Genomic DNA, 20,462 nt, shown 5'->3' with positions numbered 1-20,462 from the left:
AATCAGTGCAGCACTCAGGGGCAGTCAAGGATGAATAGAAGTCACTCGTTGTTGTGCGTCAGCCTGCTGGCGCTTGCGATAAGCGGATGTGCCGTCAAAAGTGAACCGATCGAACGCAGCGTCAGCGAACAGCGCGCCAAGAGCGATCTGCAAAATATGTACACCGGCCAGGAGCCGCTCAGTGGTCCGCTGACCTTGCACCAGGCCATGGCCCGTGCGGTGAAATACAACCTTGAAGGCCGGCTCAAGATCATGGAAGAGGCGTTGGCCAAGCGCCAACTCGACCTCGCCAGTTTCGACATGCTGCCGCGCATGGCCCTGGATGCAGGCTACGTCGGGCGTAGCAACGTTGGCGCCTCCAGCAGCCAGAGCGTACTGACCGGCACCCAGTCTTTGGAACCGTCGACCTCCCAGGACCGCGACCGCCGAGTGGCCGACCTGACCATGGTGTGGAACGTCCTCGACTTCGGCGTCAGCTACATCAGTGCCAAACAGCAGGGCGACCAGCGCCTGATTGTTCAGGAACGTCGGCGCAAGGTCATCAACACCATCGTCCAGGACGTGCGCTCGGCCTATTGGCGAGCGGTGGCTGCCGAACGTTTGCTCACGCAGATCGACAGCCTGATGGCGCGGGTCGATACGGCACGCGGCAACAGCCAAAGCATGAGCACCCAACGCATCGGCGATCCGATCCAGGCGCTGGGTTACCAGCGTTCGCTGATCGAGGCGACCCGCCAGTTGCAAGAGCAACGCCGGGCGCTGTCCCTGGCCAAAACCGAACTGGCGACCCTGATCAACCTGCCGATGGGCACCGATCTGAAATTGGCGACCCCGGACGACTACTCGATTCCGCAGTTGAAGGTCGGCATGGCCAGCCTGGAGCATGAAGCCCTGGCCAGCCGTCCGGAGCTGCGCGAACAGGATTACCAGACCCGCATCAGCACTGCCGAAACCCGTAAAGCCATGCTGCGGCTGTTGCCGGGGCTGGAGTTTTCGGCAGGTGGGCATTACGACAGCAACTCGTTTCTGGTCAACGACAAGTGGGCCGACTACGGGGTGAAATTGACCTGGAACCTGTTTAACGTGATTTCCGCACCGGCCGCGATCAACGTGGCCAAGGCCGGCGAAGAGGTCGCCAAGGCACGGCGCCAGGCCATGTCCATCGCGGTGCTGGCCCAGCTCTATGTGGCGAACGCCAACTACCAGGAAGCGCTGAATCAGTTCCAGACCAACCAGGAACTCTCGAGCATCGACGGGGAGATTCTGGGGCAATTGCGCAACCGTCATCAGGCGGCGGGACTTGGTGAACTGGACCTGATCCAGGGTGAACTGAACACGTTGCAGGCGGATTTGCGCCGGGACCTGTCCTATGCCGATCTGCGTAACGCCTACGGCCAGATCTTCGCCAGCGCCGGCCTCGATCCGATGCCGGACGAGGTGCAATCCACCGAAGTCCAATCCATCGCCACCGCCTTGGCCAACCGCGAAGCGGCGTGGGCGTCGGGCAATATCAGTGTGCCGGTGACCCATGCTCCGGTCCAATAACCTGCTGGCGCCGACCGCGAGCATCAATCGCGAACAACGGGAGACCCGCAATGGTCATCACGGCGCCGCGATCCTGCTGACCGGTTTGCCGGCGGCGGGTAAATCGACGCTGGCCCAGGCCCTGCACGCTGAGTTGTTCGAGCGCGGCGTGCAGAGCGTGGTGCTCGATGGCGACGGCTTGCGGGTCGGGCTCAATCGTGACCTGGGCTTTTCCGACAGCGATCGTCTGGAGAACATCCGCCGCGCCAGCGAACTCGCGGCGCTGTTGGTGGAGAACGGGCAGATCGTCATCCTCGCGATGATCGCGCCTCTGGTGGAGTTGCGTGAGGTGTTCGCTCGCCGTCTGGGTGAGGATTATCGCGAAGTCTGGTGCAGCGCTTCGTTGGCGGTGTGCGAGCAGCGTGATCCCAAAGGTCATTATGCGCGGGCGCGTCGTGGTGACCTGGCGGGGTTTACCGGGATTTCCGCGCCCTATGAACCGCCGCCGTCCGCCTCCCTGGTGCTCGACACCGGCGTGCAGTCGGTCGAAGCCTGCCTCGACCGCTTGCTGACCTGGCTCGGCGAGTGTGCGGTGCTGCCGAAACGATGAGCAGACCGGTATTTTCCCGCTTGCCGGTGGCGGTGGATTTACCGCTGTTGTTGCAGGCGCTGGCGGCGATTGGCGAGGACGCGTGGCATGCGCATTTCAACAGCGATTACTACGCCGGGGACTGGAGTGGTGTGGCGCTGGTGTCGGCGGCGGATGCGTTGACGGAACTGTCGCCGGGGCGTGGCGAACCGCTGTTGCGTTCGCCGTGGTTGCGGGATCCGCGATGGCAGCAGGGCTTGCGGGATCTGCCGCTGGAAATCGTCAGCGCACGCCTGTTGCGACTTGGGCCGGGCGGGCAGATTCATGAACATCGTGACTACGATCTTGGCGGACCAGCCGCCGATCTGCGTCTGCACATTCCGCTGCTCAGCCCGCCGAAAGTGGACTTCATGCTGGACGGTCAGCGCATGCCGATGACGGCGGGCGAGTGCTGGTTTCTCGACCTGTCGCGACCGCACCGTGTGGACAATCGGGATACTCAGGCGCGGGTTCATTTGGTGCTCGATTGCCGGCCGGGTGACTGGCTGGAGCAGGCGATTGTCGACGGTGTATCGACCACGCCGCAGCCGGGTTCGGGTGACGGCGCCTTGCTGCAATTTCAGCGTCTGGTGGCCAGTGATTTGCAGCTTTCGAAGACCTTGCAGGGCTTGCCGGACACCGAGGTGTTTATCACCCGCACCTTGGAGCTGGCGGCGGAGCGAGGCCTGGAATTTTCTCGGGAAGAACTGCGTGCCGCGATGCGCAGCGGTCGCCGCCGATGGAATGAACAATGGAGCGCCTGAATCTCGAAGGCTGGTTGCCGATTCGGATCTGGCAGCCGGCTGGCGAGTGGCAGGTCGATTGGTGCTGGTTCGGGGACACGCCATTGCATCAGCCGTTTTTTCGCGATGCCGTGGAAGCTGCGCTGAGGTTACCGTTCAATCAGGCGTTTCGTCGGCAGACGCCGCTGTCCATCCTCAGCAGTTTGCAATCGAGCCGTCCCGGTCTGGCACCCAGTGCCTTTATTTTTCACGCTTCGCGCTGTGGCTCGACGCTTATCAGTCAAATGCTCGCGCAACTCGCCAACCACATCGTCATCAGCGAACCGCCGCCGCTGGATGCGTTGTTGCGCAGTGGTTTGCCAGTCGTCGAACGGTGTGCCGCGGTCAAAGGGTTGTTGTCCGCCTATGGTCAGCGTCGGCTCGGTACGGAGCAACGGCTGGTGATCAAGCTCGATGCCTGGAACATCACCGAATTGCCCCTGTTGCGCGAGTGCTTTCCCGACACGCCCTGGTTGTTTGTGTACCGCGATCCGCTGGAAATTGCTGTTTCCCATCTGCGTCGACCGGGCATGCACATGGTGCCGGGAATGATCGGGGCCAGTGGGCTGGATGACGAATGGCCGTTCGACAGTCGTGAGGATTTTATTGCGCGGCGGTTGGGGCGGTTGCTGGCATCGGGGTTGGCGCAATGCCAGGCGTTTGGTGGGTTGGCGGTGAATTACGGCGAGTTGCCGGGCGCAATGGCGGGGCGGTTGGCTGGGTTTTTCGGGTTGGATGACGTGCAGAGGGAGCAAGTGTTTGCGGCGGTGGGGCGGCATGCCAAACAGCCTTCATCGGTGTTTGTCGGGGACTGTGATGACAAGCGGCGTGAGGCGTCGACGTTGTTGCGTGAGCGGGTGGAGCGTTGGGCGCGGGGGCCTTATGAGGCGCTGGTTGCCAAGTCATGCATTGACAGCACTGACGCCATCGCGAGCAGGCTCACTCCTACAGTTGATCTTCAGTGAACACAAATTATGTGTACGACGCAGATCCAATGTAGGAGCGAGCCTGCTCGGAAATCTCCGGAGGCATTACCAGACGTTGGTGTTTTCGCGGAAGGTCAGGATTTGGACGACAAATCCGCCATCCCCTTGAGCAATTCGATCGGCAGCGGGAAGACAATCGTCGCTGTCTTGTCCCCGGCAATCGAGCTCAGCGTCTGCATGTACCGCAATTGCATCGCCCCCGGCTGACGCCCCAACATCTCGGCGGCTTGCATGAGTTTTTCCGAGGCCTGCAATTCGCCTTCGGCGTGAATCACCTTGGCCCGGCGTTCCCGCTCGGCTTCGGCCTGTTTGGCGATGGCGCGGACCATCGATTCGTTGAGGTCCACATGCTTGATCTCGACGTTCGCCACCTTGATACCCCAGGCATCGGTCTGGGCGTCGAGCACTTGCTGGATGTCGATGTTCAGCCGCTCCCGTTCGGCCAGCAGTTCATCGAGCTCATGTTTACCCAGCACTGCCCGCAACGTGGTTTGGGCCAGTTGGCTGGTGGCCATGAGGAAGTCTTCGACCTGGATGATGGCTTTCTGCGGGTCGAGCACGCGGAAATACAGCACGGCGTTGACCTTGACCGAGACGTTGTCGCGGGTGATCACGTCTTGTGTCGGCACGTCGAGCACCACGGTGCGCAGGTCGACGCGAACCATTTGCTGGACCACCGGAATCAGCAGGATCAGGCCTGGCCCCTTGACTTGCCAGAAGCGCCCGAGCTGGAACACCACCCCGCGCTCGTATTCGCGCAGGATGCGGAAGGTCGACCCCGCCAGCGCGATCAGCAGTAACAGCAGCGCGGCAAAACCCAGTTGCAGGCCCATGGCTATTCTCCCTTCGACGCCGCGTCAGCCGCGGCCACTTTCAGCAGTAATCCCTTGCGTGCCACCACCCGGACCTTTTGCCCCGGTTGCAGCGGCGTGCTGCTGAGCACTTGCCACTGTTCGCCTTGCAGGTGCACCCAGCCGTTACAGGCGTTGTCGGCGTTCAACGAAATCACCGGCGTTACGCTGCCCACAAGTCCGGCATCGCCACTGACGTTGTGCCGCGGTCGGGTTTTCAGGGCGCGGATCAGCAGGAAGATCAACAAAAGCGCACTGATCAGTCCCAGGCCGATCATCAACGGCACCGGCACCTCGGTGTTGGTCAGAATCACCGCGCCGATGACGAACATCACAATGCCACCGAGCCCGATCACGCCGTAATTGGGCAGCGCCGCCTCGGCGATCAAAAAGGCGATGCCGAGCGTGATCAGCCAGATCCCCATGGGGTTGGGGGCCAGCAAGACAATGGTGTCCGACGCGAAGACCGATCCGCTCAAGGCCAACAGCAGCGCAACTGCACAGCAACGAATGTTCACGCGACCCTCCGGGAGAGTCATTGATGGTTCTTTATACAGTCTAGCTGAGCTGTGGGTTGTACGAATTTTGACCAGTTGTTGACCTTGGCCCGGCGGGCGGATTTCACTCCGGAATGCGCCAGCGGGCCTAGACTTTCAGTACGAAGAAAAGTGTTAACCATCGTCCGCCAAACAGTGTTTGCGGACACCGAGGTGCATCATGCGTATGGCAAGAACCCTGCAGAGCAGCCTGGACAAGGCGCACTGCGAATATGACATCGTGTCCCACCCGCACTCGGCCAGCAGCCTTGAAACCGCGCGACTCGCGGGCATTCCTGCCGAACGGGTGGCCAAGTCAGTTATCCTCGACGACCAACATGGGCATTTCCTGATGGCTGTGCTGCCCGCCAGCCGTCATCTGGACCTGAGCAAAGTTCGCAGCAGCGGCGAATGGCAGATCTCCCGGGAAAGCAACCTGCCGCACCTGTTCGATGATTGCGAACGCGGCGCTGTGCCCGCCCTGGGCGAAGCCTATGGCTTGGACGTGGTCATCGACCCGCTACTGACCCGGCAGAAAGACATCTATCTGGAAGCCGGCAACCACACCAATCTGTTGCGCATGGAAATGCCGCAGTTTCTGAAAATGGTGCCGCACGCCGAGGTGCGTGAATTGAGCCAATGAGTTTTGTGGAGTCAGTGACATCGCCTTCGCGGGCAAGCCTCGCTCCTACAGGATCACGCTGTCACCTGTAGGAGCGAGGCTTGCCCGCGAATGACTGCGCAGCAGTCACCCCATCATTTGCCATAAAAAGGAGCCCGACATGGAATCCCCAACCCACAACCTCCCCTCGCTGTTCAAGCAACTCGGCCTGCCGGACGACGCCGAAAGCATCGATAAATTCATCGCCACTCACTCACCGCTCAAGCCCGAATTGCATCTGGCCGATGCGTTTTTCTGGAACGAGAGCCAGGCTCAGTTATTGCGGGAGGAGATTCTGGATGATGCCGATTGGGCGGAGGTGGTGGATCAGCTGGATGTGCTGATGAGGAAGGGGCGGGGGGTGTAACCATCTGAGCGCAAGACCTTGTCACAGCTTTTCTGAAAGGTGTTACCTGAGCTGAAGTAGCTTTCATGGCGTTGAGTCCAACCATGAGACCGAGTCATGCAGCGTGTTTTGGCAGAAAGAGTCATCAGCATCTCTGAACTCGCGAAAAACGCAGGAACTATAGTGCGTGAGGCGCAAGACAGGCCTGTGGCGGTGATTGAAAAAAATCAGATCAAGGCCTCTCTGGTTTCGGCAGAGCTTTTCGAAACGATGCTGGTGCGTCTGGGCGATTTCAACCAGGGGTCCGGTTGAATGTCGTAAAACGGTCCGTCCGGCTACAGAATTGTTTCAAAACTTGACCAACTTTCCCCTCCAATGCCATATTGATAGTTAGCAAACTAACAGTGTGCATTTCCCCTCGTGCCGAAAAACCTCGACGCTCTCCAGATGAACATCAGCAGCTCCATGGTGGTGGCCGCGCGGCATTGGCGAAAGATCTGCCAGACCACGCTGGTCAACTATGGGATTTCCGAAGCCTGCGCCGTCCCGTTGTTGATGATCGGGCGCCTGGGCGAGGGTGTGCGACAGGTGACGGTGGCGCAGGCGGCTGGGATGGAGAGTCCGTCGCTGGTGCGTCTGCTCGATCAGCTGTGTCACGCCGGTTACGTCTGTCGCACTGAAGACGTCCATGACCGCCGCGCCAAATGCCTGAGCCTCACCGAAACCGGTCGGGAGCTGGTGCAGGCTGTCGAAATCGAGCTGGTGCGTTTGCGCCATGAAGTGCTCGAAGGGATCGACCGCAGTGATCTGGAAGCAACACTGCGGGTGTTGAGAGCCTTTGAAGCCGCGAACGCGCCATCGGTGGCCAACCCTTGAGCGGATTTTTCACCGGCGTTCCTCCGGCGCGGGACTGGTTCTACGGAGTGCGCACGTTCGCGGCGTCGATGATTGCGCTGTACATCGCCATGCTCATGCAAATGCCGCGTCCGTATTGGGCGATGGCCACGGTGTATATCGTTTCCAGCCCTTTTGTCGGCCCCACCAGTTCCAAGGCGTTGTACCGGGCGGTCGGCACCTTGCTCGGTGCGGCGGCCGCGGTTTTTTTCGTGCCGATGTTTGTCCAGAGCCCGTATGTGCTGGTGGTCGTGATCGCGCTGTGGACGGGGACGTTGCTGTTCCTGTCTTTGCATCTGCGCACGGCCAACAGTTATGCGCTGATGCTTGCCGGTTACACCCTGCCGCTGATCGCCCTGCCGGTTGTGGATAACCCGTTGGCGGTGTGGGATGTCGCGGAAGCGCGAACCGAAGAAATTTTTCTCGGCATCGCGGTGGCGGCCGTGGTCGGTGCCATGTTCTGGCCCCGGCGGCTGGCGCCGGTGTTCAACGATTCGGTGAACAAATGGTTCGCCGATGCCTCGACTTACAGCCTGCGTTTCCTCAGCCGCGACGTGCAACCTGATGAAGTCAGCGCCTTGCGCTCGGCGATGGTGGCGACGTTCAACAGCCTGGAATTGATGATCGGCCAGCTGCCCCACGAAGGCGCGCGGCCGCAGACGGTGCGTAATACCAAGGAACTGCGCGGCCGCATGATTCACCTGCTGCCCGTGATCGATGCCCTCGACGACGCGCTCTATGCCCTCGAACGCAGAACGCCCGAGCTTGTGGATAAGTTCGCGCCGCTGCTGACGGCGACCACCGAATGGCTGAATCACAAGGATGCCGACCTCGGCCGCTGGCAGGCGCTGAAGGATCAACTTGAGGCCTTGCAACCGTCCGCCGAAGCGCTGAATGACCGCAAGCAACTGCTGTTTTCCAACGCCCTGTATCGCCTCGGCGAGTGGGTCGACTTGTGGCAAGACTGCCGCAGCCTGCAATACGCCATTCAGTGCGAAAGCCAGGACAGCTGGCGCGCGGTGTATCGGCACTGGCGCCTGGGCCGCCTGTCGCCGTTTCTCGACCGGGGGCTGATGCTTTATTCGGCGGCGTCCACGGTGACCGCGATTATTGTCGCCTCGGTGCTATGGATCCTGCTCGGCTGGACCGATGGCGGCGCTGCGGTGATTCTGGCGGCGGTGGCGTGCAGCTTCTTCGCCTCGATGGACGACCCGGCGCCGCAGATTTTCCGGTTCTTTTTCTGGACCGCGATGTCGGTGTTGTTCGCCAGTCTTTATCTGTTCCTGGTCCTGCCTAACCTGCATGATTTTCCGATGCTGGTGCTGGCGTTTTCTGTGCCGTTCATTTGCATCGGCACCCTGACGGTCAAGCCGCAGTTTTACCTGGGCATGCTGCTGACGCTGGTCAACACCTCGTCGTTCATCAGCATTCAGGGCGCTTACGACGCGGATTTCCTCAGCTTCGCCAACTCCAACCTCGCCGGCCCCGTCGGCTTGCTGTTTGCCTTTGTCTGGACCCTGATCGCCCGGCCATTCGGTGCGGAACTGGCGGCCAAGCGCCTGACCCGTTTCAGCTGGCGCGACATTGTCAGCCTGACCGAGCCGGCCACGCTGGCCGAACACCGGCACCTGGGCGTGCAGATGCTCGATCGCCTGATGCAGCATCTGCCGCGGCTGGCCATGACCGGGCAAGACACCGGCATCGCGCTGCGGGAAGTGCGCGTATCGCTGAACCTGCTCGACTTGCTGGCTTATACGCCGCGAGTGCTCGGCGCCCCGCGAGTGCTGCTGCATCAAGTGGTGGCCGAGGTTGGCGAGTATTTCAAGGCGTGCCTGAAGGCGGGCGAGCGATTGCCGGCACCGAGCCCGCTGCTGATGACCCTCGACCGCACCCGCCGCGCCCTCAACACCGAGTGCGATGACGGCGCGCGTCTGCACCTGTTGCATGCCCTGAGCGGCCTGCGCCTGTCGCTGCTGCCAGGGGTGGAATTCGTCGCCTTGGGCGAACTCGAAGAACCGCTTCCCCATGGCATCGATGGAGCGCCTTTATGATCGGTGATCTGGATATCAGCGGGGTCTTCCTGCCCACGTTGCTGGTGCTGATGGGCATTACGTATCTGTTGTTCCTGTTGGTGCACGGGCTGCTGACACGCCTGCACTTTTACCGTCTGGTCTGGCACCGGGCATTGTTTAACGTGGCTCTCTACGCCTTGCTGCTTGGCGCCGTGGACTCACTCAGTCGATACCTGATGACATGAAAAAACCTTTTTTGACCCTCGGTCGCGTGGTCCTGACCTTGCTGATCGTGACCTTCGCCGTCGTCGTGGTCTGGCGCATGGTGATGTATTACATGTTCGCGCCCTGGACCCGGGACGGGCACATCCGCGCCGACATCGTGCAGATCGCGCCGGACGTTTCCGGGCTGATCCAGCAAGTGCAGGTGCGTGACAACCAATCGGTGAAACGCGGCCAGGTGCTGTTCAGCATCGACCAGGACCGATTCAAACTGGCCTTGCGTCAGGCGAAAGCGGCGGTCGCCGACCGTCAGGAAACCCTGGCCCAGGCGCAACGGGAAGCCAAGCGTAACCGCGGCCTGGGCAATCTGGTGCCGGGCGAGCAACTGGAAGAAAGCCAGTCGCGGGTCGCTCGCGCCGAAGTGGCGTTGATGGAAGCCCAAGTGGCGGTGGACAGCGCCCAGCTCAACCTCGACCGCTCGACCATTCGCAGCCCGGTGGATGGCTACGTCAACGACCGCGCGCCGCGTGCGCAGGAATTCGTCACCGCCGGGCGTCCGGTGTTGTCGGTGGTGGACAGTAATTCGTTCCACATCGACGGTTATTTCGAAGAAACCAAACTCGACGGCATTCATGTCGGCCAGTCGGTCGACATCCGCGTGGTCGGCGACCGCGCGCGTTTGCGTGGCCACGTGGAAAGCATCGTCGCCGGCATCGAGGACCGCGACCGCAGCAGCGGCAGCAACCTGCTGCCCAACGTCAATCCGGCCTTCAGCTGGGTGCGCCTGGCCCAGCGGATTCCGGTGCGGATTGCCTTCGACGACGTACCGGCGGATTTCCGCATGATCGCCGGGCGCACCGCCACGGTATCGATCATGGAAGACCAGCCGCAGGAGCCCGCGAAATGAGCAGGGCCGCGGGTTTGGCTGTCGTCGGATTAGGCGTGTTGCTGTCGGCCTGCCAGGTGGTCGGGCCGGATTATCACCTGCCGGACGACGCGGCCATCCACCGTGAAGACTTGCAGGGTGACTTGGCGGTGAACGGTAAAAATGTCGTTTCGGCCCCGGTGCCTGCCGATTGGTGGCGCCTGTATCAGGATCCGCGCCTGGACCAATTGGTGCAGCAGGCCATGGTCACCAATACCGATTTGCGCGTGGCGGCGGCGAGCCTTTCCCGGGCCCGTGCTCAGGTTGACGAAGCGCAGGCGGCGGGCGGCTGGAGCGGCGGCGTGAAAATGGGCGCCCAGCGTTTGCAGGAGTCCGGCGAAGCCTTCTTGCTGGCGGATAAAGTGCCCGTGGCCAACGTTGGCGACATCGGCATTACGACCTCGTATCAGTTCGACCTGTTTGGCACCTTGCAGCGCGGCATCGAAGCGGCCAAGGCCAATGCCGACGCGACCCAGGCTGCCGCCGATACCGCACGCATCACCTTGGTGGCCGATGTGGTTCGGGCCTACACCCAAGTGTGTGCGGCCAATGAAGAGCAGGAAATCGCTCAGCATTCCCTCGACCTGCAAGCCCAAGGCACGACCCTGATCCAGCGTCTGCGCGACGCCGGGCGCGGCGATGAAACCCAGGTCACGCGCTCGCAAACTCAATTCAAATCCTTGCGCGCCGACATGCCGCGCTATGAAGCGGCGCGCCAGGCGGGTTTGTTCCGTTTGTCGATGCTGTTGGCCAAACCGGTCGATCAGTTGCCAGCCGGGACCGCCACCTGCAACGAACTGCCGAAAATCACTCAATTATTGCCGGTCGGTGACGGCGCCACTTTGCTCAAGCGCCGGCCCGATGTGCGCCAGGCCGAGCGCCGATTGGCCGCCTCGACCGCTGGCATCGGCATCGCCACCGGCGAGTTGTACCCGGACATCAGCATCGGCGCGACCGTCGGCACCGTCGGCATCCTGGAAAACCTCGGCAAACCGGCGACCAACCGCTGGGGCTTTGGTCCGTTGTTGACCTGGACTGTGCCGTCCAATGGTTCCCGGGCGCGAATCCGTGAGGCAGAAGCGGCGACCCAAGGCACGCTTGCGCATTTCGACGGCGTGGTGCTCAACGCCATCCGCGAAACCCAGACCAGCCTGGCGCAATACTCCGCGCTGCTGCAACGCCGCGATGCGTTGGCCGATGCCGAACAATCGGCACAACTGGCCGCCGACCAGACCCACCGCTTCTTCCAGGCTGGCCGCGCATCGTTCCTGGCGGACCTGCAAGCCACCCGCACCTACACCGATGTACGGGCGCAATTGGCCTCCGCGAACACGCAAGTTGCCATGAGCCAGATCGATCTGTTCCTCGCGTTGGGCGGTGGCTGGGAAAGCGGACGAACGCAAGCGTCACAACCCGGCAAACCCTGAGGCCGTTGCTATGCTTTGATTTGATGAAGTCGCGCGTCGATTTCATCGATCAAGGCTCGCGTTGGTCATGGGGATCTAATAATGAAAAACCCTTATGCTCCCGGCTTCTGGTGCGCTATTGCGGCATTGGTTCTGCTGTCGGCCACCTATTTCTACGGCATCATGCTGGCCCACCAGATCGACAAGGCTCTGGTGTTCCTCGACAGCGCAGCCGCGCTGATTGCCGTGATGGCAATCGTCGTAGTGGCCTGGGCCTCAGTCCAGGGCCAGCGCATCAAGAAAAGACAACTCGAACAAGGCAAGACCCGGGTGCTGATCTGGGACACCAAGGTGGCGTTGCGTCGGGTCGAAACGGTGTTTGACCGCTATTTCTGGGGCAGTTACTGGCAACCGGGGCGCACGTTCCAGGAAGTCATGGGCGAACTCACCGGCACGCCACTGGAAAAAAGCCTCGATACGTTGAAGAAACAATGCCTTGAACTGGACAAGCAAGTCTCCGAAGACGGCAGGCACTGGCTGAACAACGCCCGCGAACTCTCCGATGTCGCCGCCGCCATGGCCCGCGAACGCTATCAGCTGGACTTCTGCGATCCCCGTGCGGACGTGACGGGCGGGGCGGTAATCAATCGCGATTTTGAAGTGCTGGTGTATACGTGGACGGCGCGACTCAAAAGCTTTGATCACCAGCTGGATGAGATGGAAGTTCAGTATTCCTGAATTGATGTTGTCGGTATTGACGCCTTCGCGGGCAAGCCTCGCTCCTACAAGGATCATGCGATACCTGTAGGAGCGAGGCTTGCCCGCGAACGCGATTTCATGACCGCCGAAACTCTCGGCCCGTGCACGCGGTCCATAGACACTCTTTAACCTTTAAACATTGGGCCACCCGGTGCGCCTGATGCTAATCTCCCTCGCACTTTCAGCGCAGTCGTGACCGCAACCCGTCAAGGGTTCAGGGAAGACGACCACATTTTCAACAACGGACATTGATCGGGTAATTCATGAATAAATCAGCAGGCGTGCTTCTTGGAATCGTCGTTGCCATCGGTGCAATCAGCGCCGGTGGTGCCTGGTACACCGGCACCAAAATCGAAGGCGTGCTGAATACCTCGATCGCTGACGCCAACAAAGAGCTGAAAGCCGCGCTGGTGGGTTCCAACGGCACGGCATCGCTGGAACTGGTCTCGCTGGAGCGCCACGTGTTCAGCAGCACCGCGCACTATCGCCTCAAGGGCGAAGGTGAAATGTTTGGCGAAGCGCCGGTCGAGTTGCTGTTCGTCGACCACATCGAACACGGACCGCTGCCGTTCTCGCGTCTGATGTCGCTGAAATGGCTGCCGGTCATGGCCACCAGTCACTACGAACTGGAAAGAACGCCAACCACCGAGAAATGGTTCGCCGCTGCCAAGGACCAGTCGCCTCTCAAGGGCCTGGTCAATATCGGGTACGACAATTCCACCAACGGTACGCTCGAATTGCTGCCGCTGGACGTGGCGCTGGACGCCACCTCCCATCTGAAGTTTTCCGGTCTGAACCTCGACGTCGCCGCCAGCGCCCAAGCCCAAAAGGTCAAGGCTGACGGCTACATGGACAGCCTGACGCTGACCACGGTGGCTGAAGACCAGACACCCGTGAAGGTCGAGCTGAACGGCCTGACCGTGGCCAGCAACCTGACCAAAAGCACCTACGGTTATTACGTCGGCGACAACACCCTGGAGGTGACCGACAGCAAAACCACCTTCGGCGCCAAACAGTCGGTACTGGGCTTCAAGAAATTTGAAATGAAAAACCACACCGAAGAGTCGGGCACCAGCGCTTCGGGGCGCGCCGATTACAAGGTGGGCGAGGTGTCGTTGAATGGCAAAACGTTCGGTTCTGCGCAGATGGCCATGAGCCTGAAAAACCTCGACATCCCGGCGACCATGTCGCTGATGCAGATCTACCAGACCAAATTGCAGCCCTACGAGAAGGCCGCCGCCGAAGCCGCTGCCGCCGGTGAACCGGCGCCAGAACTGGTGTTGACCCCGGAAGAAGAAGCACAGGTCAAAATCGGTCTGGAAAAACTGCTCGCGGCTGGCCCGCAGGTCGCCCTGGAGAATCTGTCGTTCAAATCCACCAACGGTGAAAGCCGCGCCAACCTGGTGCTCGACCTGACCAAACCGCAGTCCATGGACCTGCCGCCAGACCAGTTGACCCAACAACTGATTGCGCTGCTGGATTTCAATCTGAAAGTGTCCAAGCCAATGCTCGTTGACCTGTTCACTGTGCAATCGCAGATCGACGGTCAGACCGACGCCAAGCTCATCGCCGATCAGGCAACGGCGACTGCTGACATGTTCAGCAGCATGGCGGTCGGTACGCAATTGGCCAAGCTGGAGGGCAACGATGTCGTCGCCAAATTGCATTACGCCAACAATCAGGTGGAATTCAATGGCCAGAAAATGACCGTTGAACAATTTGTCGGCTTCGTGATGAGCAAACTCGGCGGCGTTGCACCGATTCAGTAATACCGTTCGCTTCATGGCAACGCCCGGTCTCTGCGAACGCAGGCACCGGGCGTTTTGCTGTCCGCTGTTTAAACCTAATCAACATCCCGAATCAACAGCCACGCCTCATCCACCGGCAGCGGTTGCTTCATCCGTTCAGCGAGCATCGCCATCGCCCGCTCTTTGTCGCAGGCAACAGCCGCCACCACCACGCCGTTCTTGCTGAACAGGCCGATAAAGGGTGGATGGTCAGGATTGCCCTTGAACTCGACTTCGTCCCAGCTTTCGGCGTGGCCGAGGTAGTCGTAATTTTTGCCGAAGTGCCAGGTCCAGAAATACGGCACGTCGAGGTAGTGCTCGTCGCCGCCCAGCATGTTCGCCGCCGCAATCCGCGCCTGTTGCTGCGCCAGGCGCCAGTGCTCGATGCGCTGGGGCTGGCCGTTGAGCGGGAAGGTCGCGATATCACCCGCCGCCCAGAGCCCTTCGGCCACGCGCATGCCGCCGTCGGCCTGCAGTGAACGGTCTTTTTCCTTGGGCAGGTCGGCAAACGGATCCGTCGCCGGGCTGACGCCTATGCCGACGAGCACCAGATCGGCAGGCAAACGTTGACCGTTTTCCAGTTTCACCGCTTCGACCTTGCCCGCGCCTTCGATTTGCGCGGCTTCGCTGTCGGTATGAAACACCACGCCGTTGGCCACGTGCCGGGCACGAATCGCTTTGCCGACCGCTTCGCCAAACTGCTTGACGAACGGCACTGCGTGGCGCGCCAGCACGGTGACCTCCAGACCGTATTGGCGCAGGGCCGACGCGGACTCCAAGGCAATGAAGCTATCGCCGATGATCACCACCCGTTGGCCGGGTTTTGCCGCGTTCAGAATCCGCGTCGCCTGATCTTTGGAGCGCAGCAGGAAGACTTGCGGCAAGTCGGCGCCTGGCAACGTGAGGGGGTTGGGTGTGCCGCCGGTCGCGAGCAGCGCAGCGTCATAGGTCAGTGACTGACCGTCGGCCAGTCGCAGTGTTTTGTTGGCTGTATCCAGGCTCGCCACTTCACCATTTATTCGCTCGATGCGCTGCTCGCGGTAAAAGCGTTCATCCCGTAGCGGCGGGACTTCTTCGGGCGGCATTTCCCCGGCAATCACAAATTTGCTCAGCACTGTGCGGTCGTAACCGGCGTCGGCTTCACGGTCGATCAGCACGACGCGGCCGCCGAAGCCTTTTTCGCGCAATGCCGCCGCTCCCGCTGTGCCGGCGGCCCCGGCTCCGATGATCACAAATGTGCGCTCATCATCGGCTGGCGGGGTGTGGGGATCCGAGAGCGGCTGATCGTCGACCCAGACCTCGTCATCACGCATCTCCAGGGGATAGCGCTTGAGGCTGTCCAGAGACGGCGGATCACATAGCCCGCCATCCTCGATCCGATACGCGGCTTTGTGCCACGGACAGATCAGACGCCCATGACACAGCGCACCCTCGGCCAGCGGCGCCCCGGCGTGGGGGCATTCACCTTGATAGGCGCGCAATTGATCGCCGACCCTTAGCAAAACTATCTTGGTGTCCGCGATCCGTACTTCCAGGCCTCGGTTTTCGGGCACATCGGCAAAACGGGCGACGCGGTGCAGGGCCATGATCATTCTCCAGGCGGGCGTTTCACTTAAGAGTTTGGCCTTAGTCCCGAGGTTCAGCCAATTCCCACTGCCACCGCACCAACGGTACGGCTATAGTTCGCAGGCCGACGAAGGCCCCATCCGCACAAGGTGCTCCGGAATGACCCGATTGACCTCTCTGAACCCTTGGCTGGCGGCCGTTGCAGTCGCCCTTTGCGTGCAATTTCCGGCGCAGGCCCAGGAGCGTTTCACCGTCAGCATTCCCGGTGTTTCGGATAACCGCCTGTTCACCTCGGCGGCGGCCAGCGACGCCAGCGGCTGCGGCGGCAAGAATCAGCCCCCGGCCCTGAGCTGGAACGCCGGCCCCCAGGGCACCTTGAGCTACGCCATCGTCATGCACGACCCGGACGGCCAGAAAGGCCTTGGGGTCGATCACTGGATTCACTACGGCATCAAGGCCACGACCCGTCAGATCCCGGCCGGAGTGGGCGCCAAATCCGCGCTAGAAGGTATGGGCGGCAGCAACAGCAAAGGCACCACCGGCTACATCGGTCCTTGCCCACCCATCGGCGACAGCTCCCACCACTACATTATCCAGCTCTACGCCCTGGACCTCGCTCCGGACGCCTTGCCCGCCGGCCTGACGCGTGCGCAGCTGCTGGAGAAAATCAAAGGCCATGTGCTGAAAAACAGCAGTGTGGTGCGGCGTTATCACCGCTGAGATTGATTTTTCAGCCGGGTTAACCCGAACCTGGACGGGGGCTCGTCTCAGAGGATGAATGGATCAATTTCCTCCTGAGGTCAGCCCCCATGTCCCTCCCTCTGCATTTCCTCCGCCCGGCCGCCCAGGGTTTCACCGTCGGGTTGCTGTTGGCCGTTGCCGGTTGCGGCGCTTCCTCTAAACCTGAGTCCGCCGCAGTGTCGCCACCGGCTCAAGGTGCACTGAAGACTGAGGCGCTGGTGCGCAGCGAGTCCGTTGCCGCGGATGCCTCGATGGCCAAACGCAGCGCCCGTCCAGCCCCCATGGTGAGCTTTGCGCCTGAGGTGGCTGCGCCGGGTTATCGGGATGAGCAGCGCGAGCAATATCAGGCATTGGCGGATAACCCGATTCACAGTGTGGCCGAGGCGCCGGTCTCGACCTTCAGCGCCGACGTCGATACCGGCGCTTACGCCAATGTCCGCCGCTTGCTGAATCAGGGACGCCTGCCGCCCGAAGGCGCTGTGCGGCTGGAAGAACTGGTCAATTACTTCCCCTACGACTACGCGCTGCCCACGGACGGCTCGCCTTTTGGCGTGACCACTGAACTGGCGCCATCGCCATGGAATCCGCATACCCGTTTGCTGCGCATCGGTATCAAAGCCTCGGACCGCGCAGTCGCGGAACTGGCCCCGGCCAACCTGGTGTTTTTGGTGGACGTCTCCGGCTCGATGGACCGTCGCGAAGGTTTGCCACTGGTCAAAAGCACCCTGAAATTGCTGGTCGATCAACTGCGCGAGCAGGACCGGGTGTCTTTGGTGGTCTACGCCGGCGATTCGCGTGTGGTTCTTGAGCCGACTTCTGGACGGGAAAAAGCGAAGATTCGTACAGCGATTGATCAATTGACCGCCGGTGGCTCGACGGCGGGTGCCTCGGGCATCGAATTGGCCTACCAGATGGCGCAACAAGCCTTCATTCTCAAAGGCATCAACCGCATCCTGCTGGCCACGGACGGTGACTTCAACGTCGGCATCAGCGACTTCGACAGCCTCAAGCAAATGGCTGTGGATAAACGCAAGACGGGCGTTTCCCTGACCACCTTGGGTTTTGGTGTGGATAACTACAATGAACATCTGATGGAACAACTGGCCGACGCCGGCGATGGCAACTACGCCTACATCGACAACCTGCGCGAGGCGCGCAAAGTGCTGGTGGATCAACTCGGTTCAACCCTCGCGGTGGTGGCGAAAAACGTGAAGCTGCAAGTGGAGTTCAACCCGGCGCAGGTCAGCGAATATCGGCTGCTGGGGTATGAGAACCGGGCGCTGAAGCGTGAGGATTTCAGCAACGACAAAGTCGATGCCGGTGAAATTGGTGCAGGACACACGGTGACGGCGTTGTACGAAATCGTGCCCAAGGGCGAGAAGGGCAGGCTGGAGCCGCTGCGGTATGGCAAGGCTGAGCCGGTGGCTTCCGGTACAACTGGGGAGTTGGCGATGCTGCGTGTGCGATATCAGCTGCCGGAAGGTGGGAAAAGTCGCTTGATCGAACGGCCGATTGCGGGTAATTCGGTCGGCAACGCCAGTGATGACCTGCGCTTCGCGTCGGCTGTGGCAGCGTTTTCCCAGCAGCTCAAGGACGGGCGTTACACCGGTGATTTCAGCCTGAAGGACACCGAAGCCTTGGCGCGCGGTGCACGGGGCGACGACCCATTCGGTCTGCGCGCAGAGTTCGTGCAATTGGTTGAGTTGGCGCAGAGCCTGCGAACCACTACCACCGCCTCCAACACTGAGTCGCATAAAGGAGCTTATAACTGACATGTCCGCGCCTGAACCGAGCGACGAATCGCTACTGGCCCGGTACCGCGCAGGCGACGGGCCAGCGTTCGAGATCTTGTACGCCCGTCATCGCCAGGGCCTCTACCGATTCCTCTTCGGTTTGAGCGGCAGGCCTGAACTGGCCGAAGAGGTTTACCAGGACACCTGGCTGAGCCTGATCCGCAGCACCAGTCAGCCACAAGGCCGGGCGAATTTTCGTACATGGCTTTATCAGATTGCCCGCAACCGATTGATCGATCACTGGCGCAAACATGGCATTCACAACCCTTTGCACGATAGCTACGACGAACAAACCCACGCCGTGATTGATGAGGCGACCGATCCCGAACAACTGCTGAGCCTGAGCCGCGACAGCCAACGCCTCGAAACCGCGTTGCACGACTTGCCCGCCGACCAGCGCGAAGTGTTCCTGCTCCGCGCCCACGGCGATCTCGACCTGCCGCAGATCGCCGCCCTCACCGAAACACCCCTGGAAACCGTCAAGAGTCGCTTGCGCTATGCCCAGCAAAAACTGCGTCGGCTGCTGGCCGAGGAGGTACTGACATGACTGACGCCCGTAAAACACCGGAAGACCAAGTGCTTCAGCATTACCGTGAACACGTGGCTGGCGAACCACCGGCTCATCTGGATGCATTCATCCTGGCTGCTGCACACCGTGAAACACCTGCGCACAAACCGAACCTGTGGCAACGATGGGTCCAGGCTTGCCAAAAACCTCGTTGGCAGGTCGCATTCGCCAGCCTCGTTGGCGTCGCCTTCATGTTGGCGCTGGTGCAGCGTACGCCTGAGCAAGTGCCAACTTTGGATTCCAGCCCTGCACCCAAAACCTCGTCTTTTGCGGTCAAGAAAGAAGCTGCAGAAGCACCTGCATCGGTTGCCCGCTCAATGGCGGCCCCGGCCGGCGCGATGTCCGCGCCTGCGCCCGCACCCGTAGCGCCAATGGCTGAATTTGCCGCGCCGGCGCAGAGCGAATCGATCAGTGCTGACATGGCGGAAGAATCAAAAATGAGCAAACGCCCAGCGGAGGCTCCGGCGAAATTTATCGACGACCAGTTACGTGAAGTGATTCGCTTGCAAAATGCCGGTCAAACCAAAGCAGCTGATGAGCTGATGGCGACCTTGCACAAACGCTTTCCCAAGGAAAATCTCGCGGCTCGGCTCAAGGAATTGCAGAAAAACTGAGCAGCAGGGCGGTCGGCCATTTGGCAACGAGCCCCGAAAGCGCGCACTATCGGCCTATAGCCGATGCGTTGGAGGATGCCGTGGCAAAAAAAATCGACCGCATCGCCCAAATGCTCAACTGCCCGGAAAAGGGTGAGGTATTGCGGCGCGCTGTGACGGAGAGTCGTAAGGAGTTTCTGCTGGCGAAGCAGGCAGAGGAAGCGCTGGAGGAAGACGTTCTTGACGATGAAGAGGTTGAGGACGAAGAGGATGATGAGTATGACGAGTTTGATTGGACGACGGAATGAAAGACCACATTATGCTCGTTTGTGAATCTGACACCTTGGTTGCTCAGCGCTCGTCCTACACGGAATCACAGCAGATGGCAGTTCGGTTACAAGCTAAGGCTATTGAAGCTAGCTGTAATGATCCGCGTCCAAATATCGCCGCCGAAACAGTGTTTGCGGAGCTTTATGTGCTCATTGATGACATTGAGGCTAAGCAAAGCAGGACGGGACACCGCCCACAAAAAAGCCCCAGTCCCTAAGGCCTGAGGCTTTCTCGTTTCTACTAGTATGGTGCACCAGGCGGGATTCGAACCCACGACCCCTGCCTTCGGAGGGCAGTACTCTATCCAGCTGAGCTACTGGTGCAAGCGGGCGCCATGATACTCATATGCACTGCGGGCGTCCATGCTGCTGAATCGACTGCGGTTTTCGCAAGCGTAACAACCGTTTGCTACGTTGATCAGAAAAAGTAGGCAAATGCGGCGTTTTCGTTCTTTTTTTCGAACAGACTATTGTCCTTTACCCCCTTTGATCCTAGGATTCGTTTGAGATTTCAAACGCTCTTGTCTGGGTGCTGAACCGCACGAGTTTCGAA

At 60.7% G+C, this 20,462-nt stretch carries 23 protein-coding genes and 1 tRNA gene; 20 read left to right on the top strand and 4 right to left on the bottom strand.

Annotation, left to right across the window (positions count from 1 at the left end; genetic code table 11):
- The first annotated feature begins 30 nt into the window (after positions 1–30).
- Genes FBY01_RS20085 through FBY01_RS20070 form a run of 4 tightly spaced genes read left to right on the top strand, consistent with a single transcriptional unit; the run spans position 31 to position 3,899 of the window.
- A complete protein-coding gene (locus FBY01_RS20085; protein WP_042932453.1) occupies positions 31–1,545 on the top strand; it encodes a TolC family protein in 1,515 nt (504 codons plus the stop codon).
- The gene (gene cysC / locus FBY01_RS20080; RefSeq protein WP_077747460.1) at positions 1,529–2,134 is read left to right on the top strand and encodes an adenylyl-sulfate kinase; all 606 of its coding nucleotides are present in this window, start codon (positions 1,529–1,531) and stop codon (positions 2,132–2,134) included. The genes FBY01_RS20085 and cysC overlap by 17 nt, the downstream gene beginning before the upstream one ends.
- Positions 2,131–2,916, top strand: coding sequence for an aspartyl/asparaginyl beta-hydroxylase domain-containing protein (locus tag FBY01_RS20075; RefSeq protein ID WP_145309070.1), 786 nt, complete (start codon positions 2,131–2,133; stop codon positions 2,914–2,916). The genes cysC and FBY01_RS20075 overlap by 4 nt, the downstream gene beginning before the upstream one ends.
- Positions 2,904–3,899: a sulfotransferase family protein gene (locus tag FBY01_RS20070; protein WP_145309071.1), complete on the top strand. Its 996-nt coding sequence runs from the start codon at positions 2,904–2,906 to the stop codon at positions 3,897–3,899. The genes FBY01_RS20075 and FBY01_RS20070 overlap by 13 nt, the downstream gene beginning before the upstream one ends.
- A gap of 95 nt (positions 3,900–3,994) precedes the next feature.
- Here the strand turns inward: FBY01_RS20070 and FBY01_RS20065 are convergent, their stop codons facing one another.
- Both FBY01_RS20065 and FBY01_RS20060 read right to left on the bottom strand, forming a co-directional pair.
- A complete protein-coding gene (locus tag FBY01_RS20065; RefSeq protein ID WP_010464903.1) occupies positions 3,995–4,753 on the bottom strand; it encodes a slipin family protein in 759 nt (252 codons plus the stop codon).
- A gap of 2 nt (positions 4,754–4,755) precedes the next feature.
- On the bottom strand, positions 4,756–5,289 hold the full coding sequence (locus tag FBY01_RS20060; RefSeq protein ID WP_010464902.1) for an NfeD family protein: 534 nt from the start codon (positions 5,287–5,289) through the stop codon (positions 4,756–4,758).
- Positions 5,290–5,488: 199 nt separating this feature from the next.
- Here FBY01_RS20060 and FBY01_RS20055 point away from each other — a divergent pair, with 199 nt between their 5' ends.
- The 10 genes from FBY01_RS20055 (at position 5,489) to FBY01_RS20010 (ending at position 14,301) form a co-directional block, all read left to right on the top strand.
- Entirely contained in the window at positions 5,489–5,950 is a 462-nt protein-coding gene (locus FBY01_RS20055) for an aminoacyl-tRNA deacylase (RefSeq protein ID WP_010464901.1), read from the top strand.
- Between the two features lie 139 nt (positions 5,951–6,089).
- Positions 6,090–6,335, top strand: a complete 246-nt coding sequence (locus FBY01_RS20050; protein WP_010464900.1) for a DUF2789 domain-containing protein — start codon at positions 6,090–6,092, stop codon at positions 6,333–6,335.
- A gap of 96 nt (positions 6,336–6,431) precedes the next feature.
- Entirely contained in the window at positions 6,432–6,626 is a 195-nt protein-coding gene (locus FBY01_RS20045; RefSeq protein ID WP_010464899.1) for a prevent-host-death family protein, read from the top strand.
- Between the two features lie 135 nt (positions 6,627–6,761).
- Positions 6,762–7,190 (top strand): MarR family winged helix-turn-helix transcriptional regulator, encoded by a 429-nt coding sequence (locus FBY01_RS20040; protein ID WP_010464897.1) that lies wholly within the window; start codon positions 6,762–6,764, stop codon positions 7,188–7,190.
- Positions 7,187–9,259: an FUSC family protein gene (locus FBY01_RS20035; RefSeq protein ID WP_145309073.1), complete on the top strand. Its 2,073-nt coding sequence runs from the start codon at positions 7,187–7,189 to the stop codon at positions 9,257–9,259. The genes FBY01_RS20040 and FBY01_RS20035 overlap by 4 nt, the downstream gene beginning before the upstream one ends.
- The gene (locus tag FBY01_RS20030) at positions 9,256–9,465 is read left to right on the top strand and encodes a DUF1656 domain-containing protein (RefSeq protein ID WP_010464893.1); all 210 of its coding nucleotides are present in this window, start codon (positions 9,256–9,258) and stop codon (positions 9,463–9,465) included. Before FBY01_RS20035 ends, FBY01_RS20030 begins: the two co-directional genes overlap by 4 nt.
- Positions 9,462–10,349 carry an HlyD family secretion protein gene (locus FBY01_RS20025; protein WP_145309075.1) on the top strand — a complete coding sequence of 296 codons (888 nt, stop codon included), beginning with the start codon at positions 9,462–9,464 and terminating at the stop codon, positions 10,347–10,349. Before FBY01_RS20030 ends, FBY01_RS20025 begins: the two co-directional genes overlap by 4 nt.
- Positions 10,346–11,794, top strand: a complete 1,449-nt coding sequence (locus FBY01_RS20020) for an efflux transporter outer membrane subunit (protein ID WP_145309077.1) — start codon at positions 10,346–10,348, stop codon at positions 11,792–11,794. Before FBY01_RS20025 ends, FBY01_RS20020 begins: the two co-directional genes overlap by 4 nt.
- Before the next feature lie 81 nt (positions 11,795–11,875).
- Positions 11,876–12,511 (top strand): hypothetical protein, encoded by a 636-nt coding sequence (locus tag FBY01_RS20015; RefSeq protein ID WP_010464887.1) that lies wholly within the window; start codon positions 11,876–11,878, stop codon positions 12,509–12,511.
- A gap of 284 nt (positions 12,512–12,795) precedes the next feature.
- On the top strand, positions 12,796–14,301 hold the full coding sequence (locus FBY01_RS20010) for a YdgA family protein (protein ID WP_010464885.1): 1,506 nt from the start codon (positions 12,796–12,798) through the stop codon (positions 14,299–14,301).
- 74 nt (positions 14,302–14,375) lie between these two features.
- Here FBY01_RS20010 and FBY01_RS20005 read toward each other — a convergent pair whose 3' ends face one another.
- The gene (locus FBY01_RS20005) at positions 14,376–15,905 is read right to left on the bottom strand and encodes an apoptosis inducing factor family protein (RefSeq protein ID WP_145309079.1); all 1,530 of its coding nucleotides are present in this window, start codon (positions 15,903–15,905) and stop codon (positions 14,376–14,378) included.
- A gap of 139 nt (positions 15,906–16,044) precedes the next feature.
- Here FBY01_RS20005 and FBY01_RS20000 point away from each other — a divergent pair, with 139 nt between their 5' ends.
- The 6 genes from FBY01_RS20000 (at position 16,045) to FBY01_RS19975 (ending at position 20,127) form a co-directional block, all read left to right on the top strand.
- The gene (locus FBY01_RS20000; protein WP_145309081.1) at positions 16,045–16,605 is read left to right on the top strand and encodes a YbhB/YbcL family Raf kinase inhibitor-like protein; all 561 of its coding nucleotides are present in this window, start codon (positions 16,045–16,047) and stop codon (positions 16,603–16,605) included.
- Between the two features lie 89 nt (positions 16,606–16,694).
- A complete protein-coding gene (locus FBY01_RS19995) occupies positions 16,695–18,398 on the top strand; it encodes a VWA domain-containing protein (RefSeq protein WP_145309083.1) in 1,704 nt (567 codons plus the stop codon).
- A 1-nt stretch (position 18,399) separates the two neighbouring features.
- Positions 18,400–18,966, top strand: coding sequence for an RNA polymerase sigma factor (locus FBY01_RS19990; protein ID WP_010464876.1), 567 nt, complete (start codon positions 18,400–18,402; stop codon positions 18,964–18,966).
- Positions 18,963–19,601 (top strand): hypothetical protein, encoded by a 639-nt coding sequence (locus FBY01_RS19985; RefSeq protein WP_145309085.1) that lies wholly within the window; start codon positions 18,963–18,965, stop codon positions 19,599–19,601. Before FBY01_RS19990 ends, FBY01_RS19985 begins: the two co-directional genes overlap by 4 nt.
- A gap of 20 nt (positions 19,602–19,621) precedes the next feature.
- Positions 19,622–19,888 carry a hypothetical protein gene (locus FBY01_RS19980; protein WP_154502514.1) on the top strand — a complete coding sequence of 89 codons (267 nt, stop codon included), beginning with the start codon at positions 19,622–19,624 and terminating at the stop codon, positions 19,886–19,888.
- On the top strand, positions 19,885–20,127 hold the full coding sequence (locus FBY01_RS19975) for a hypothetical protein (protein WP_077747473.1): 243 nt from the start codon (positions 19,885–19,887) through the stop codon (positions 20,125–20,127). Before FBY01_RS19980 ends, FBY01_RS19975 begins: the two co-directional genes overlap by 4 nt.
- Positions 20,128–20,156: 29 nt before the next feature.
- On the opposite strand, the gene FBY01_RS19970 is transcribed toward FBY01_RS19975, so the two are convergent.
- Positions 20,157–20,233 (bottom strand) — tRNA-Arg (locus FBY01_RS19970).
- Positions 20,234–20,462 lie beyond the last annotated feature (229 nt).

It is taken from the genome of Pseudomonas sp. SJZ077 (assembly GCF_007993905.1).
GTDB lineage: Bacteria > Pseudomonadota > Gammaproteobacteria > Pseudomonadales > Pseudomonadaceae > Aquipseudomonas > Aquipseudomonas mandelii.
This window is presented reverse-complemented; position numbering and strand designations above follow the sequence as displayed.

Coding starts and splice junctions, on each gene's coding strand:
- FBY01_RS20030 (WP_010464893.1), top strand. CDS start 9,256: ATGATCGGTGATCTGGATATCAGCGGGGTCTTCCTGCCCACGTTGCTG.
- FBY01_RS20050 (WP_010464900.1), top strand. CDS start 6,090: ATGGAATCCCCAACCCACAACCTCCCCTCGCTGTTCAAGCAACTCGGC.
- FBY01_RS19995 (WP_145309083.1), top strand. CDS start 16,695: ATGTCCCTCCCTCTGCATTTCCTCCGCCCGGCCGCCCAGGGTTTCACC.
- FBY01_RS20020 (WP_145309077.1), top strand. CDS start 10,346: ATGAGCAGGGCCGCGGGTTTGGCTGTCGTCGGATTAGGCGTGTTGCTG.
- FBY01_RS19985 (WP_145309085.1), top strand. CDS start 18,963: ATGACTGACGCCCGTAAAACACCGGAAGACCAAGTGCTTCAGCATTAC.
- FBY01_RS20070 (WP_145309071.1), top strand. CDS start 2,904: ATGGAGCGCCTGAATCTCGAAGGCTGGTTGCCGATTCGGATCTGGCAG.
- FBY01_RS20000 (WP_145309081.1), top strand. CDS start 16,045: ATGACCCGATTGACCTCTCTGAACCCTTGGCTGGCGGCCGTTGCAGTC.
- FBY01_RS20005 (WP_145309079.1), bottom strand. CDS start 15,905: ATGGCCCTGCACCGCGTCGCCCGTTTTGCCGATGTGCCCGAAAACCGA.
- FBY01_RS19990 (WP_010464876.1), top strand. CDS start 18,400: ATGTCCGCGCCTGAACCGAGCGACGAATCGCTACTGGCCCGGTACCGC.
- FBY01_RS20040 (WP_010464897.1), top strand. CDS start 6,762: ATGAACATCAGCAGCTCCATGGTGGTGGCCGCGCGGCATTGGCGAAAG.
- FBY01_RS20075 (WP_145309070.1), top strand. CDS start 2,131: ATGAGCAGACCGGTATTTTCCCGCTTGCCGGTGGCGGTGGATTTACCG.
- FBY01_RS20065 (WP_010464903.1), bottom strand. CDS start 4,753: ATGGGCCTGCAACTGGGTTTTGCCGCGCTGCTGTTACTGCTGATCGCG.
- cysC (WP_077747460.1), top strand. CDS start 1,529: ATGCTCCGGTCCAATAACCTGCTGGCGCCGACCGCGAGCATCAATCGC.
- FBY01_RS20085 (WP_042932453.1), top strand. CDS start 31: ATGAATAGAAGTCACTCGTTGTTGTGCGTCAGCCTGCTGGCGCTTGCG.
- FBY01_RS20010 (WP_010464885.1), top strand. CDS start 12,796: ATGAATAAATCAGCAGGCGTGCTTCTTGGAATCGTCGTTGCCATCGGT.
- FBY01_RS19975 (WP_077747473.1), top strand. CDS start 19,885: ATGAAAGACCACATTATGCTCGTTTGTGAATCTGACACCTTGGTTGCT.
- FBY01_RS20055 (WP_010464901.1), top strand. CDS start 5,489: ATGCGTATGGCAAGAACCCTGCAGAGCAGCCTGGACAAGGCGCACTGC.
- FBY01_RS20045 (WP_010464899.1), top strand. CDS start 6,432: ATGCAGCGTGTTTTGGCAGAAAGAGTCATCAGCATCTCTGAACTCGCG.
- FBY01_RS20015 (WP_010464887.1), top strand. CDS start 11,876: ATGAAAAACCCTTATGCTCCCGGCTTCTGGTGCGCTATTGCGGCATTG.
- FBY01_RS20025 (WP_145309075.1), top strand. CDS start 9,462: ATGAAAAAACCTTTTTTGACCCTCGGTCGCGTGGTCCTGACCTTGCTG.